Origin of the sequence: Halomonas sp. A40-4, from assembly GCF_015767635.1 — a bacterium.
GTDB lineage: Bacteria > Pseudomonadota > Gammaproteobacteria > Pseudomonadales > Halomonadaceae > Vreelandella > Vreelandella janggokensis.
In genome coordinates this window covers 1095857-1110586 of sequence record NZ_CP065230.1, presented here as the reverse complement: position 1 = coordinate 1110586, position 14730 = coordinate 1095857, and the positions used below count along the sequence as shown (strand labels likewise).

The following is a 14730-nucleotide window of genomic DNA, read 5'->3' as shown; positions in this document are numbered from 1 at the left end:
CTATCCGCCAAAGAGGTTATAGCCGCTTGCTACTGGCTGACTACTTTGAGGTGGAGTAACTGAGAGTCTCGTTTGCCTTTGCTGATGCGCCTTTCCCGGTCAGCTTGATGATCAGTTGTAACCGGTCATGGATATCGAGCTTGGCAAAGATAGCGGTCAAGTGAGCTTTGACGGTTCTTTCCGTTATATCGAGTTCTCGGGCCACGACTTTATTGCTGGCTCCCTTGGCCACTGCCAACGCTACTTCGCGCTCACGTTGAGTCAGTACTTCCAACACCGATGATTGAACCTGTTCGTCTCCCTTGAGTAGCCGCCAGGTGCTGCCCATGACTTGCGCCATCAGTTCGGCCGGTACCCAGATCCCCTGGTTCATTACCACCGTGGCGATTTGCTTTAGCGAATCGGCGGGGCTCAGCGCGTGGGCGTAGCCTCTTGCGCCTTGTTGAAGCGCCTCCATCGCCGCGCCGTTTTCCGGCATCATCGACAGCACCACAACGGTGGCACGCTGGGACAGGCGGCGCACGAGAGAAGACTCTTCATTGCCATGCTCTTCTTTTAATAACCACACCAGGGTGTCAGCATCCGCCCGCGCCTCGGCCTGCTCAACAGTAACGCACTCAGCCTCGGCAAAGGCGGCTTGCCAGCGGGGCATCAACGCCTGGTCTTGTGTGACAAAAAGGTGGTTCATCAGCGTTCCCCTAATGAATTATTCCACGCACGCAGGACAGGTTTCAGGAGAAACTCCATCACCGTACGCTTGCCGGTCATGATATCCACCTGGGCCGTCATGCCGGGAATGATGTCCATGTCTTCGTTATTGATCTCACCCTGTTCGGTACGTACCTTTACGCGATAAAAGGTGTTGTCATCGTCATCGGTAATCGTGTCAGCACTGATGTTTTCGAGCTCGGCCTTTAAACCGCCATACTGGGAATAGTCGTAGGCCGTCAGCTTGACGGTTGCCTCCTGCCCAGGGGTGAGGAAAGCGATATCCTGGGGTGCAATGCGCGCTTCAACCAATAGCCGGTCATCGGTAGGAATAATATCGACGACTTCCTGCCCGGCTTGAGCAACGCCACCGATGGTCGTGATGTGCAGGGTTTGCACGACCCCTTTCACTGGCGAGCGAATATCGGCAAGCTGCACGCGATTCTCCAGGCCCGAACTGCCTTCATCCAACGCGGCAATTTCACTCAGCGTATCGGACAGGTCGTTGCGCCACTGGCTACGCCGTTCAGCGCCCAGTTCACGCAACTGCGACTCACTTTCCTCAACGGCGGCTTCGAGCCGCTCAATGGCGGCATTGGCCTGATCGCGCTCGCCGCGGTTACGGGAAACTTCGCGCTCCAGACGCAGCACTTCGACTTCCGATACGGCGCCGGAGGATAGCAGAGGCCGCGTGAGCTGAAGCTCCTCACTGGCCATTTGCAACTCCCGGCTGGCGGTATCGCGCCGTAGTTTTGCCTCGCGCAGCTCGGCTTCACGTTGGCGGATGCGGTCGCGAATAACGGCTTCCTGCTGGCGTAATTCGTATAGGCTACTTTGATAGGCTTCACGCTCTTGCGAAACGGCGAGTGGCGCTTTTTCCAGCAGCTCCTCGCCTGGCGAGAAGTCAGTGTCCGTCACCAGGGCACGCAGCCGCTCGGCTCGGGCTTTTAGCGCCTGGGCCTGCACCCGGTTCTCACGAAAATCGGAGACAAAGCGAGTGGGGTCGATGCGCATGATGACCTCGCCCGCTTCGACCATCTCGCCTTCCTGGACAAGGATTTCCTCGACCACGCCGCCGTCAAATGACTGGACGCGCTGCAGCTGTTGGGCGGGAATGACGCGGCCCTGGCCACGGGTGACTTCGTCAATTTCCGCAAAAGAAGCCCAGACAAGCAGCGCGATGATGGCCAGCACGATGCCGTAGAGAAATCCGCGTGCGCGGAGGGGGTCCTGTTGCATGCGCGCCCAGTCGGCATCACTGGCCCAGTCCCGATTTATATGGGCTGACGTGACACGCTTGGAAAACAACCGGTCCATGAACGGGCGAAAGGGTTTGCCGCCCTTCTCACTGAACCGGCCCAGCGCTTCAAAGCCCTGCTGTTCGGCGGATTTACGTTTTTTCGCCATTAGCTCGCCCTCCCGACCTGGCCTTTACGCAAGGCTTCGACGACTTGCTCGCGCGGGCCATCGGCAACCACTTTGCCCGCGTCCATCACGATAATGCGGTCGACAAGCGAGAGCAGCGAGGTGCGGTGGGTAACGATCACCATGGTTTTTTCTTGACTGAAACGCGTCAGGTTTTTCTTCAGCACCTCTTCGCTGGCGTGGTCCATCGCGCTGGTGGGTTCGTCGAGCAGCAGCACGCTCGGACTGTTCACCAGCGCACGCGCAATGGCGACCGATTGACGCTGACCACCGGAGAGCATATTGCCGCCCTCGCCGACCGGCAGATCAAGCCCGTGAGGATGTGACTTGACCAGTGACTCAAGGCCGCTCAATCGGACAGCCTCGAGCAGTGCCTCGTCATCAACGCCCTCGCTGCCTGCTCCGGCGACGATGTTCTCGCGCAGGGTACCGAAAAACAGCGCGATATCCTGGGGCACGTAGCCGATGTGCCGCCGCAGCTGCATGGGGTCGAACTGGCGTATGTCGACATCATCCAGGAAGATGGCACCGCCAGTGGGCTGGTAAAGCGCCAGCAACAGCTTGCTGAGGGTTGATTTGCCCGAACCGATACGACCGATCAGGGCGACCTTCTCACCCGGCTTGAGCCGGAAACTCACGTCGTTGAGCGCGCTACGCTCTGCCTCCGGGTAGCTCAGGCTGACGCCGTCGAATTTGATATCGCCCTGCACCACGGGACGGTTGATATAGGCCTTTCCCTCAACGCGCTCGGTAGGCTTGTCCATCACCTCGTTGAGTGACTCGAGCGCCGTGGATGATTGGTGGTATTGGGCCATCAACCCCGCCGCCTGACTGATTGGCGCCATTGCCCGGGAAGATAGCAGGTAAGCGGCGATCAGCCCGCCCTGGGTCAAATCACCTTCGATGATCATGTAGACACCGATAATGATGATCGCCACCGCCACCGTATGCTGTGTCCATAGCGCCACACTGGTGACGGACGAGCTGACCAGGCGCAACTGGGCCGCCGTACGGGAAAGAAACGCCGACGCCCTTTCCCACATGCCCTGTAAACGGCTTTCGCTGCGCAGCGCCTTGACGGTTTCCAGGTTGCCGACGGACTCCACCAGGGTGGCATTGCGCTGGGCGCCGATGCGCCAGGTGGTTTCAGAGAGCTCGTGCAGCTTACTCTGCGCGGCCAGTGCATAAAGGAAAACGAACACCGCGCCGACCACAATGGGAATCACCAGCGGCACCCCAATCAGCGCGATAATCGAGGCAAACAGAATGACAAAAGGCAGATCCACGAGCGCCACGATGGTGGCAGAGCCGATAAACGCCCGCACGGATTCAAAGGATTGCAGCGTGGCGGTAAAGGAGCCTGTTGACGCTGGCTTGGATTCCATGCGCATGCCGAGCACCCGTGACATGATGCTTGAGGTCAGTTTCACATCGGCACGGCTGGCGGCCAGGTCGACAAAGGCATTGCGCATCAGGCGTAGCGCCAGGTCGAAACACAGCACGATAAAGATGCCGACGGCCAGCACCCAGAGCGTCTCGGTGGCCGCGTTGGGGACTACCCGGTCGTAAACGTTCATCACGAACAGGGGCATGGCCACAGCAAACAGGTTGATCACCGCCGAGCCGATCAATACATCGCGGTAAAGCTTGCGGTTTTCGCGGATAACGCCCCAGAACCAGTGCCGCGAGCGCTGCTTCTTGACCTCGGGGCCACGCGCATCAAAGCGGAACTTGGGCCTGACATAGGCCGACTGGCCGCTGTAGGCGTCCTGAAGGCCGACCAGGCTGACAATGGAGCTTGCCTCGCCCAGCTCGGGGAAAATGACTTCCGCCTGGCCATTTTTAATGTCCAGGTTGAGCAGCACACAGGCGCGCCCCGATTCCAGGAGCAGAATCGCTGGAAACAGGGCGGGGTTCAGCTGCGACAGGCGTGATTTGACCAGCCGAGCCGTCAGGTCAGCGCGCGCCGCTGCACGCCCCAACACGCCGGGCGTCAGCCTGCCTTCCTCTAGTGGGAGACCGGCAGTCAGCGCTTCTCGTGTGGCATCGTGGTGATGAATGGATGCCACAGCGATCAAGCATTCAAGAAGCTCATCTGTATCGGTTCGAGTAGATGGTTCGTCTGATGCTACGTCTTTTTCGTTAGACACACATACCCCAAATCATAAATGCGACCTGCTTAGATTAGTGCGCCCAGCGATGCTGTCTCGCGTTCTTGTGTAACGAAAACTGAAAGAACGCGAAACAACCTACAGCGCCATCCTCTTACTTAACTGCTGACAGGAAACGCTTCATCATACCCCATATCGCTCAACTGGCGGCGAAAGCCTGATACTGCATCAGGGGTGGTGCCTACCTGAACACGGTAAAGACCACCACCGTCAACCACGCGAGTTGGCATGTTCAACTGACCTTCAAGTTCTCTTTGCAGCTCAGCGGCCGATGACTGGCTGCTGAGGGCCGCTACCTGAAGAAATGAGTTTGCATTCGCAGGGGTGGTGTCAACGATCTCGTCCGAGAACGCTGAAGGACGCTCCGAGGGATTGCCCGAAACGTCAGCGACCGAAAGCGAATCAATGGCGCGATCCCCATCAAACATCAAACGAGCGCACTGTACTGACACCCGAAGACGGATCATTACCGGTACTACCTACCAGATCCTCCAGCGTATAGTTGGCAGGCGCTTGAGTCGGGCAGATAGCCTCGGCGTCAATCTGGACGCCATCGCTATCCAGGTCTGAAAGGCTCGGCATGTCGGCGCGTGATACATCCAGGGTGCGCATCAGGTGCCCCATTGAAGCCAGCGTCTCGGCGTCGGCAATGGCAACATCATACTGAGCGTTCACGTAGGCTCGGCTGGCTTCGAAGAACTCGTTTTCGCTGTCCAACACGTCGAGCAGGGTGCGCTCGCCGATATCGAACTGCTGCTGATAAGCGCCGCGAACCCGGTCAATGGACTGGCGATGCTGATTCAGGTACTGCATCTGCTCGCGCAACCGCTGGGTGTCCCCGTAGGCGATCTGGGTCGTTTGACGAACGTTGCGGCAAGCCAGCTCGCGATTTTCAACGGCTTCCTCGATGCGTTCACTCGCTGCCCGGAATGAGGCCAGATCCGAGCCACCCCGATAAAGGTTCATGCTGGCTACCAGCTCGATGCTGCTCTGGTCACGACGACCGATTGCCGCAGAATCATCGTTGTTGCTGCCGGTGCGTCCTACGATATCCAACCGCGGATGAAAGCCGGCTTCTGCAATGTCCTGCTCCGCCCGCGACGCCGCAATGTCTTCAATGGCGGCATGGAAGTCGGGGTTGCCTTCAAAGGCAAGGTTGACCGCCTCTTGCACCGAGCTGGGTAGCTCGTCTTCTAATGCCGGCGTGGGGGCCAGGTTTTCTACCGGCAGGTCGCCGACGATGCGGTTATAGCGCGCCGAGACATCATGCAGATTTGAGGCTTCAGTCAGCAGGTTGGATTCGGCCAGCGCGACACGACCGGTAATCTGCTCAAGATCAACACCGCGGCCTGCGCCGGACAGCGCACGCTCTTCGATCTGATCGTAGACCCGCATGTGCTGGCGGTAATTATCCTGAGCCAGGCGCACCAGCTCACGATAGCGCAGCACATCAGCGTAAGCCCTGGTCGCTTCCAGAGCGACGTTTTCACTGGCGCCCAATAGCTCGTAGTAACGTACCAGTTCTGCCCGGTCCAGTTGCTCTACCCGTCCGGCCGTCGCAAAACCGTCGTAGACCATTTGGGTCAACTCGAGCTGCACGTAATCAGTGTCATAACTACCGCGGCCATCACCTTCGACGGACTCGCGGCCTACGCCAGCAGTGGCATCCACGCTTGGCAGGTAACCGCCCCAGGCCTCATCCCGGTCGTAACCCGCCGCATTGAAGGCGCGGAACGCCGCGTTGACTTCGGGATTCTGGGTGATCGCCTGCTGGACAGTCTCTTGCAGATTGGATGAACCCGGAATGGCCATATCGGATGGAAGCGATTGTGCCATCGCCTGACCGAGCGGAAGGAGTGTCAGGCTGGTGCCGAAAGCGGCCGCCTGAATGATACGTGCCAAGCCAAACCGTTGGTAAAGCCCGTTGGTGTAGCTGAGTTTTTTCATCTGTGGTCCCCTCATGGAATATGAGACAGCGACTGCAGCAAAACCACCGCAATCACCGATAGCAATCGATACGTTATTTTTTTATCGCGGGACTCTCCTAACACTCGTTATGTTCAGGTGGCGCATCCATTCCCGGTTTCCATACCCTGGTGGTGCTAAGCTCTAGAGCCTTGCGTGTCCACGTTACTCGTCATAAGAGCTTAAGCACCCTGATGATGTATTTGCTCTTTATAGCTTATAACACATAGGTTACGTCAGAAATATTAATGTAAATTATCGTAAAACAAAATTACATTACTTACAAAACCTAATGCAATAAATTTCTTATTAAGTAGACAGGAATATGTAAACCAAAAGCCAAAGCATTGGTTTACAAGACTGATAAAAAAGGCTTAACCCTATGATCTACGCGTTTGTTGCCAGCCTAACCCTGCCAGAATAAGCACCAGGCCCACCAAGGTTGAAGGATAAATCGACTCACCAACGACTACAAACAGTAACAAAAGCGAGACAGGCGGGGAAAGAAATATCAGGTTTGAGACCTTGGCGGTGCGTGACACCTTGTGAACCGCAAGCTGCCACAAAATAAATGCGATACCCATCTCAAACAGACCGACATAAATACCGGCCACCAACGCCGAACCGCCATGCCACTGAAACCCTGGCCCCCATACCAGCAATAGCGTCAATACCGGCAACCCGACGGTGAAGTTTTGCCACTGCCCCACCAACGGCTGGCGTTTATCGCGGGCATTGAGCAGCCAGTAAAGCGCCCACAGCAGCGTGGATGCTAGCGCAAAGGCGACGCCAAGCGGGTCGGCAAAGTGGACATCGAACACATTGCCACGGGTGGCGATCACCCAGACGCCTGCGTAGGCGACCAGTCCGGCGGTGACATCCTTGACGGTCAGGCGGTGCCCCAACAGCGGTACCGCCAGAAACGCCATGGCCAACGCCCAGGTGTAATTGAGCGCCATGGCTTCCTGGCCGGGCAGTCGATCATAAGCGGCAAACAGCACCAGGTAATAAGCGACCGGGTTCATCAACCCGGCCCAGGCAGCGGTTTTCCAACCGGTGTTGAGCGCTATTCTGGCGTTACCCTGGTACACCACCAGTACGCCCATCAGCAGCCAGGAAACCAACGCCGCCAGCCACATCAGTTCCAGGGGCGACATCCAGGCCAAGGCAACCTTGAAGGCGGTGGCGACGGTGGACCAGAGGGCAACTGCCCCCAACCCATAGAGAATTGCTTGGCGGTCCTGATTCATCGGTCGGTATGGCCCAGGTCACGGGCGGGTTCGACGTGGTCTCGCACCCGCTGCTTGAGGGTTTTGATATCCGGGAAACCGTCATCACGTTTGCGCTCCCACAGCAGTACGCCGTCGCACCATATTTCGAAGGTGCCGCCGTGACTGGGGCAAAGCGCTACTTCTTGCAACGTTTCGCCAAAGGTGGAAAGCAGCTCCTGCGCATACCACCCGCTGCGTAGCAGCCATTGGCATTGCGTGCAATAGCGGATTTGAATACGCGACATCCTTGAGCTCCTTGGCGACACTCGCCATTATCCATGAGTACTATTAATAAACTGCGTAATAATCTGCGGGCATTAACTAATCTGCAGGCGTTAACCACCGCGTATAGTGAGCACCTGTACTAGACAGGGGTATTGCCCAGCAAGAGTGTACTGAATAACACGGCTCGTCAAAACGAGCCGCCCGGGACGACGACTGCCAAGGAGCCTAGATGGCTAGACATGACCTCTCAGAATCGCGCATTTACGAGTGGCTGACCGGCGACGAGGACAGCCGGATGTGCGATGACATTCCCGATAGCGCCTGCCATGAGCAACCGCGTAACTTCATGCTGCATTTATGGGCATCACTCGGCAATAAGCTGGCGGATGAGCTATCCAGTGCACGACTGGTATTGCCCTGGCTAATGGGCATCATCGGTGCGCCGGTATGGATGGTCGGGCTATTGGTGCCTATTCGTGAGTCCGGGGCACTGTTGCCGCAGATTTTTGTGGCCGGTTTCATTCGCCTCAAGCCGCAACGCAAATGGGTGTGGGTGGCCGGTGCTGCCTTGCAGGCGCTGGCGGCAGTCGTGCTGGCAGCGTTGGCGTTGTGGAGCAGTGGCAGCCTGGGAGGCAGCCTGGTCTTGATGGCACTGGTCATGCTGTCGCTGGCCCGGGGCCTTTCGTCCATCGCCACCAAGGATGTCATGGGCAAGACCATTGCCAAACGCCGCCGTGGCACCCTGATGGGCTGGAGTGGCAGTGTTGCCGGGGCAGCCACTCTGGCAGCCGGGGGCGTATTGATGCTTCTGGATGACTCCCTGGGCAAGGTGACACTTGCGGCGCTGCTAGGCATTGCGGCTTTTGGCTGGGCCGTCAACGGGATCTGCGCCGCCCGTATCGAGGAAACGCCGGGCGCTGTTGAAGGTGGCGAAAATGCCTGGGATAGCATCATACAGGGACTTACGTTACTCAAGCAAGACCGCACGTTTTTACACTTCAACCTGTGCCGGGCGTTGCTGCTTTCCAGCGCCCTGGCCCTTCCCTATCTGGCGCTGCTGGGTCAACAACAAAGCGGCAGCGAGCTAAGCAGCCTGGGGCTTCTGGTTGTGGTATCCGGCCTGGCCGCCATGGTGGCAAGCCCCGTGTGGGGCAAGCGGGCCGACCACTCCAGTCGAGGCGTCATGCGAGATGCCGCGATCGGGACAACCTTATGCTGTTTGCTGGGCGCAGGCATTGCGTGGCTGCCGACCGTCGTTTCCGAGCGTATATGGCCCTACGCACTGGTCTATGCGGCGCTGGTGATTGTTCATCATGGGGTGCGTCTGGGTCGCAAAACCTACCTGGTCGACATGGCAAGCCAGGATAACCGCGCCCTTTATGTGGCACTCTCGAACACCCTGACGGGGGTACTGATGCTGCTGGTGGGCGGGGTGGTCGGCCTGTTGGCCCAGTGGCTGGGCAGTAGCGCCTTGCTGCTCGTTTTGTCCGCCACCGCCCTGGCGGCGATGTTCAGTGCCCTGCGATTACCGCAGGTTGAGTGACGTTCAGGATTGCAAAGCAGGGCAACGCTCGCCATGATGGTAAGTCGGTGGCAGCCGTTATGCGGCCTTTTGCTATCATAAAAATTACGTGACAATACGCCACGATAGGTTTGGAGCTGCAACAGGACCCCTTGATGAAACGATCTCCCATGATCAGCCCCGCGTTGCTCGAACGCATGGTTGACGCCTCCGAAGACGGCATTGTGGTTGCTGAACAGGAAGGTGACGAAAACATCCTGATTTATGTCAACAAAGGCTTTGAGCGCCTCACTGGTTACAGCGCCGATGAAATTTTATATCGGGACTGCCGTTTTTTGCAGAATGAGGATCGCGATCAAGATCCTCTCAACGCGATTCGTGAGGCGCTGAATGCAGGCAAGCCTTCGCGGGAGGTGCTGCGCAACTATCGTAAAGACGGCACCATGTTCTGGAATGAGCTGTCGATCACGCCGGTTTTCGACGAAGCCGATAACCTGATGTACTACATCGGCGTACAGAAAGATGTGACCGAACGTGTGGAAGCGCAACAGGCACTCGCCGCACTCCATGCCAAGCAGGCAGATACAAAAACAGAAAAATAAAACGACAAGGCTTGATCTTCAACGTAACCGGCGTTATATAGCGGCAAGGCGCTTGCTGAAGCGCTTGGCGCTTTCTGTTGCTCTGCCAACCAGAAAGCCATAATGACGCCGGCACGCCGGCTTGGGTTGGAGGGCCAGTCATGAGCCGTAATCCCTTGAGTCGTGAAACTTTCTCTCCTGAAGACGGTGAAGCGGATGAGTTCGATTCCTCTGACGCCGTCAATGACGAACACTACAGCCGTTCTCGGCCGAGCAACAAAGCCGATAGCCTGCGCGCCAGACGCCAGGTTGAGGCCTGGCTTGAAGAACGCCGCCTCAAACGCGCGATCGATGACGGCTGGGACGAAGAAGAGTAATGATGCAGAGTCATCAGGAACATTCCTGATGCCTTCCCCGCTGCGACATCAGGTACCAACCTGACCGCACCTGGACGGTCAGCCTTCCTTGGCTGGCCTTTCGTCACGTGGGGCTCTATCATCTGCCTATCGCTCAGCGGTGACGCTGGCATTTTTTTCATCAACTATACGGATTTCCATGGCGCAATACGTTTTCACCATGAACCGGGTTGGCAAGATCGTGCCGCCCAAAAAGCAAATTCTTAAAGATATTTCGCTGTCGTTTTTCCCGGGCGCCAAGATTGGCGTACTGGGCTTGAATGGCGCGGGTAAATCCACACTGCTGCGCATCATGGCCGGTGTCGATAATGAGTTTGAAGGTGAAGCCCGTCCGATGCCGGGAATCAACGTCGGTTATCTGCCTCAGGAGCCGGAACTCGACGACAGCAAGAATGTCCGCGAGACCGTCGAAGAAGCCCTGGGCGCTATCAAGGAAGCCCAGGAAAAACTCGATGGCGTTTACGCTGCCTACGCTGAGCCTGACGCCGACTTTGATGCCCTGGCGAGCGAGCAGGCACGCCTGGAAAACATTATCGAAGCGGCCGACGCCCATAACATCGAGCGCAAGCTAGACGTCGCCGCTGAAGCACTGCGCCTCCCCCCCTGGGAAGCTCAGGTCGGCAACCTGTCCGGCGGTGAGCGCCGCCGTGTGGCACTGTGTCGTCTGCTGCTCTCAAGCCCCGACATGCTGCTGCTCGACGAACCGACCAACCACCTGGATGCCGAATCAGTCGCCTGGCTGGAACGTTTTCTGCACGACTACAACGGCACCGTGGTTGCCATTACCCACGACCGCTACTTCCTGGACAACGTGGCGGGCTGGATTCTTGAGCTGGACCGCGGCCAGGGTATTCCGTTCGAGGGCAACTACTCGCAGTGGCTTGAGCAGAAAGAACAGCGCCTGGGTCAGGAAGCCAAGCAGGAGGCTTCTCGCCAGAAAGCCATCAAGCAGGAGCTTGAGTGGGTACGCTCAAACTCGAAGGGCCGCCAGGCGAAAAGCAAGGCACGCCTTAACCGCTTCGAGGAAATGCAGTCCGGTGATTTCCAGAAGCGTAATGAAACCAATGAGATCTATATTCCACCCGGCCCGCGCCTGGGGGATAAGGTCATCGAGTTTCATGATGTGGCAAAACGCTTCGACGACAAGCTGCTTTATCAGGATCTTTCGTTCTCGGTTCCCCCCGGTGCCATCGTCGGCATTGTGGGCGGTAACGGCGCCGGTAAGTCGACCCTATTCAAGCTGATTACCGGCCAGGAACAGCCCGATGCCGGCGAGGTGGTGCTTGGCGAGACCGTGGATATCGCTTATGTCGAGCAGCTCCGCGATGCTCTGGACGACAAGCAGACCGTCTGGCAGGCCGTCTCCGATGGCCAGGATATCCTCAACATCAATGGTTACGAGGTCGCTTCACGGGCGTACGTGGGTCGCTTCAACTTCAAGGGCAACGACCAGCAGAAACGTCTGGATGAGTTATCCGGTGGTGAGCGGGGTCGTTTGCAGCTCGCGCAAACGCTCAAGCAGGGTGCCAACGTGCTGCTGCTCGACGAACCCTCCAACGATCTGGATATCGAGACGCTGCGTGCGCTGGAAGAGGCCCTGCTGGCCTTCCCGGGCTGTGCCATGGTGATCTCCCACGACCGTTGGTTCCTCGACCGGATTGCGACGCATATTCTGGCGTTTGAGGGCGATTCGGAAGTGGTCTTCTTTGACGGTAACTACACCGACTACGAAGAAGATCACAAGAAGCGTGTGGGCAACGACACGCCCAAGCGGATGAAGTACAAGCGCATCGATGCTTAATAGCCTGGTCCGAACAACCCTTGGCGGGGGCGCTGTAAACCCCTCCATGGGCGCTACATTCGCCATCCATGGCGAATAACCCCCGCTACGGGTTGATTCGGACCTTGCGCAAGATAAGTTGAGTCTTTTTTAGTAAATTGAGCCCCGCCTTGGCGGGGCTTTTTTATGCGTGGCTGTTTATGGATATCTGCCAGCGGTTAGCCGTGATACGTCGTTTTACTGACCGCCTTGAAGGCGCCGCGCATCAGCCACTGCACCGGCGCAGGCAGGTTGACACCGCCCGCTTCTAGCGCCAGTTGGGCATGGTGGTTTTTCTCCACGGCCACTTTGCGAAGCAGGGTACGTGACGTCTGATCAGCCTCCGGCAGGCGTGACGGCTGATCACTGAACCGCCTAGCGGCTTGCGTTTCGCTGGCGGCCAGCAGCCCCAGGCCAAGGCGCTCACTCAGTACACCCGTGGTCGCACCAATACTGAGCGAGGCTATATAGAAACACGGGGCAAGCAGGCTTGTACGGCTATCCAGTTGCCGCAGCCGCTGGCTAAACAGGGCCAGATGGCCAAGATCATTGGTCGCTGATTGCTGCATTTGCGCACTGGCATCCGGCCGTTGCGTAAACAACCGCTGTCCCTGGTAAAGCCCTTGCAGGCATACCTCCCCACTGTGATTGACGCGCATCATGCCTGCCACGTGGTGTGCCTCGAAGGCTGTCAGGGTTTTATCGCCAGATGATACCGGCACAAGTGATTTTGTGCGCGCCGTGGGCGGCGCCAGCGTGCGCAGCGCACGATCAAACTGATAGATCCATTGGTCAGAAAGGGGGCATCGACGCCTCATGGCTCGCTCCTTGGCCGTGGGTCGTAAAAGTACAGCAACTTACCCGGCGGGCCAGGTAAACTGACGCCCGCCGAGCAGGTGCATGTGGATATGATAGACCGTTTGGCCACCCATTTCGTTACAGTTCATGACGACGCGGTAGCCATCGTCGGCAAAGCCCTGCTCCTGGGCGAGCTTCGCCGCGGTATATTGCAACCGACCGACAGTCGCCAGGTCATCGGCATGAATATCATTGAGCGTGGCAATGTGCTTCTTGGGAATAATCAACTGGTGCGTGGGTGCCTGGGGATTGATGTCGTTGAACGCCAGCACGTGCTCGTCTTCATAGACAATATCCGCAGGGATTTCACGGTTGATGATCTTGCAAAACAGACAGTCCATAAAAGCTCCTCAATGAGCGTAAGCTGGCGACGCAGGCAGAATGACTACCTGCGAGCCTAACGAAAACGCCGCTGTGACAACAAGTGGCGCACCAACGGTGCCAGGATAAGCTCCATGGCTAGCGACATTCTGGCGCCGGGCACCACCAGGGTGTGGGGCCGGGTCATGAAGGAATCCTTGATCATCGCCAGCAGCCAGGGAAAGTCCACCGTGGAAGGGTCGCGGAAACGGATGACCACAAAGGATTCCGCATCCGTCGGTATATCCTGCACCTCAAAGGGGTTTGAGGTATCCACCGTGGGCACGCGCTGGAAATTGATATGGGTGCGCGAAAGCTGGGGCTGGATATAGCGCACGTAGTCATCCATACGGCCCAGAATGGTGTCGATAACCGCTTCCTGGGAATAGCCACGCATCTTGGTGTCACGATCGATTTTCTGGATCCATTCCAGGTTCATCGTGGGGGCCACGCCCACCAGCAGGTCAACGTGGCGTGCGATATCGTATTCTTCCGTGACCAGGCCGCCGTGCAGACCTTCGTAAAACAGCAGATCGGTTCCGCAGGGTAGCGACTGCCACTCTGTGAAGGTGCCTACCTTGTGGCCCGCCTCGATCTTTTGTTTATCCTCGGCGTGGATATAGTGCCTGAAGGTCCCAGTGCCATGCTCGCCGTATTCGATAAACATGCCTTCGAGGCGATCCAGCAGGTTGGCTTCGACGGCAAAATGCGAAAGCTCATTCTTGCGCTCGGGCTCTTCGCGGAACATGCGATGCAGTTCATCGCGGGTGTAGCGATGGAAGGCGTCACCGTCCACCATGGCAGCGTGCACGTCTTCACGCAGGAACATGCGCTCAAAGCTACGCCGCACGGTGGTGGTGCCAGCACCGGACGAGCCGGTGATGGCAATAATGGGGTATTCACGGGACATCGATCAGGTGCCTCTTGCTTGCGCTAATGCTTGCACAACCGCGTCAGGGATCGTCACCGGGCGACCCGACGCCATGTCAATCAGCAGTTGATTGATACGCGCAGTCGCCACTGTCTTGCCACTCTCGGCGTGGGCGATACGCTGATAGACCGTTAATGCCTTGCCCTCGGGGGATGGTACAGCGGTTTCAACCACCAGGGCGTCCGGCCAGCGCGCTTCGCTTTGGTATTGCACCGCCAGATCGGCAACCACACTGGGGTAGCCTTGCATGTCCCATTCTGGCAGATCGAGGGTGGCAAACGCCTGGATGCGCGCCTCATGGAGCAGCGATACAAGCGCATCGTGACCAAGGTGACGACCGTAGTTCATATCCGTGACACGGACGCTGAGTGAATGGCGATGAATGATCGCTGCGTCGGGAAAATCGAGCTGAACCCGTTCCATCCAGTTATCCTTGTTGTGATCGGCAAGCGAGGCAGAATGCCCCTGCGACTATAAA

At 57.7% G+C, this 14730-nt stretch carries 15 protein-coding genes; 4 read left to right on the top strand and 11 right to left on the bottom strand.

Annotation, left to right across the window (positions count from 1 at the left end):
- Nucleotides 1-40 precede the first annotated feature (40 nt).
- The 7 genes from IT895_RS05295 to IT895_RS05265 form a co-directional block, all read right to left on the bottom strand.
- On the bottom strand, nt 41-688 hold the full coding sequence (locus tag IT895_RS05295) for a response regulator transcription factor (protein WP_199284918.1): 648 nt from the start codon (nt 686-688) through the stop codon (nt 41-43).
- Nucleotides 688-2115, bottom strand: a complete 1428-nt coding sequence (locus IT895_RS05290) for an HlyD family type I secretion periplasmic adaptor subunit (RefSeq protein ID WP_199284917.1) — start codon at nt 2113-2115, stop codon at nt 688-690. Before IT895_RS05290 ends, IT895_RS05295 begins: the two co-directional genes overlap by 1 nt.
- Entirely contained in the window at nt 2115-4283 is a 2169-nt protein-coding gene (locus IT895_RS05285) for a type I secretion system permease/ATPase (RefSeq protein WP_199284916.1), read from the bottom strand. Before IT895_RS05285 ends, IT895_RS05290 begins: the two co-directional genes overlap by 1 nt.
- 119 nt (nt 4284-4402) lie before the next feature.
- A complete protein-coding gene (locus tag IT895_RS05280; protein ID WP_199284915.1) occupies nt 4403-4732 on the bottom strand; it encodes an SPOR domain-containing protein in 330 nt (109 codons plus the stop codon).
- Nucleotides 4725-6251, bottom strand: a complete 1527-nt coding sequence (locus tag IT895_RS05275; protein WP_199284914.1) for a TolC family outer membrane protein — start codon at nt 6249-6251, stop codon at nt 4725-4727. Before IT895_RS05275 ends, IT895_RS05280 begins: the two co-directional genes overlap by 8 nt.
- Nucleotides 6252-6649: 398 nt before the next feature.
- The gene (locus IT895_RS05270; protein WP_085919784.1) at nt 6650-7519 is read right to left on the bottom strand and encodes a DMT family transporter; all 870 of its coding nucleotides are present in this window, start codon (nt 7517-7519) and stop codon (nt 6650-6652) included.
- Complete coding sequence (locus IT895_RS05265; RefSeq protein ID WP_085919785.1) at nt 7516-7785, bottom strand: SelT/SelW/SelH family protein; 270 nt, start codon at nt 7783-7785, stop codon at nt 7516-7518. Before IT895_RS05265 ends, IT895_RS05270 begins: the two co-directional genes overlap by 4 nt.
- A gap of 209 nt (nt 7786-7994) precedes the next feature.
- Between IT895_RS05265 and IT895_RS05260 the strand changes: the two genes are divergently transcribed.
- The 4 genes from IT895_RS05260 to ettA all read left to right on the top strand — a co-directional run bounded on the left by IT895_RS05260 (nt 7995) and on the right by ettA (nt 12085).
- A complete protein-coding gene (locus IT895_RS05260) occupies nt 7995-9308 on the top strand; it encodes an MFS transporter (RefSeq protein WP_199284913.1) in 1314 nt (437 codons plus the stop codon).
- Between the two features lie 134 nt (nt 9309-9442).
- A complete protein-coding gene (locus tag IT895_RS05255; protein ID WP_199284912.1) occupies nt 9443-9889 on the top strand; it encodes a PAS domain S-box protein in 447 nt (148 codons plus the stop codon).
- Between the two features lie 140 nt (nt 9890-10029).
- Entirely contained in the window at nt 10030-10245 is a 216-nt protein-coding gene (locus tag IT895_RS05250; protein ID WP_085919788.1) for a PA3496 family putative envelope integrity protein, read from the top strand.
- A 178-nt stretch (nt 10246-10423) separates the two neighbouring features.
- On the top strand, nt 10424-12085 hold the full coding sequence (gene ettA / locus IT895_RS05245; protein ID WP_199284911.1) for an energy-dependent translational throttle protein EttA: 1662 nt from the start codon (nt 10424-10426) through the stop codon (nt 12083-12085).
- Nucleotides 12086-12282: 197 nt separating this feature from the next.
- Here ettA and coq7 read toward each other — a convergent pair whose 3' ends face one another.
- From coq7 to IT895_RS05225, 4 genes are read right to left on the bottom strand one after another with little or no spacing between them, the layout of a single operon-like run.
- Nucleotides 12283-12921: a 2-polyprenyl-3-methyl-6-methoxy-1,4-benzoquinone monooxygenase gene (gene coq7, locus IT895_RS05240; RefSeq protein ID WP_199284910.1), complete on the bottom strand. Its 639-nt coding sequence runs from the start codon at nt 12919-12921 to the stop codon at nt 12283-12285.
- 39 nt (nt 12922-12960) lie between these two features.
- A complete protein-coding gene (locus IT895_RS05235; protein WP_085919791.1) occupies nt 12961-13302 on the bottom strand; it encodes a histidine triad nucleotide-binding protein in 342 nt (113 codons plus the stop codon).
- Between the two features lie 56 nt (nt 13303-13358).
- Nucleotides 13359-14231, bottom strand: a complete 873-nt coding sequence (locus IT895_RS05230) for a phosphoribulokinase (protein ID WP_085919792.1) — start codon at nt 14229-14231, stop codon at nt 13359-13361.
- Between the two features lie 3 nt (nt 14232-14234).
- Nucleotides 14235-14675 (bottom strand): acyl-CoA thioesterase, encoded by a 441-nt coding sequence (locus tag IT895_RS05225; protein WP_199284909.1) that lies wholly within the window; start codon nt 14673-14675, stop codon nt 14235-14237.
- Between the last annotated feature and the right edge of the window lie 55 nt (nt 14676-14730).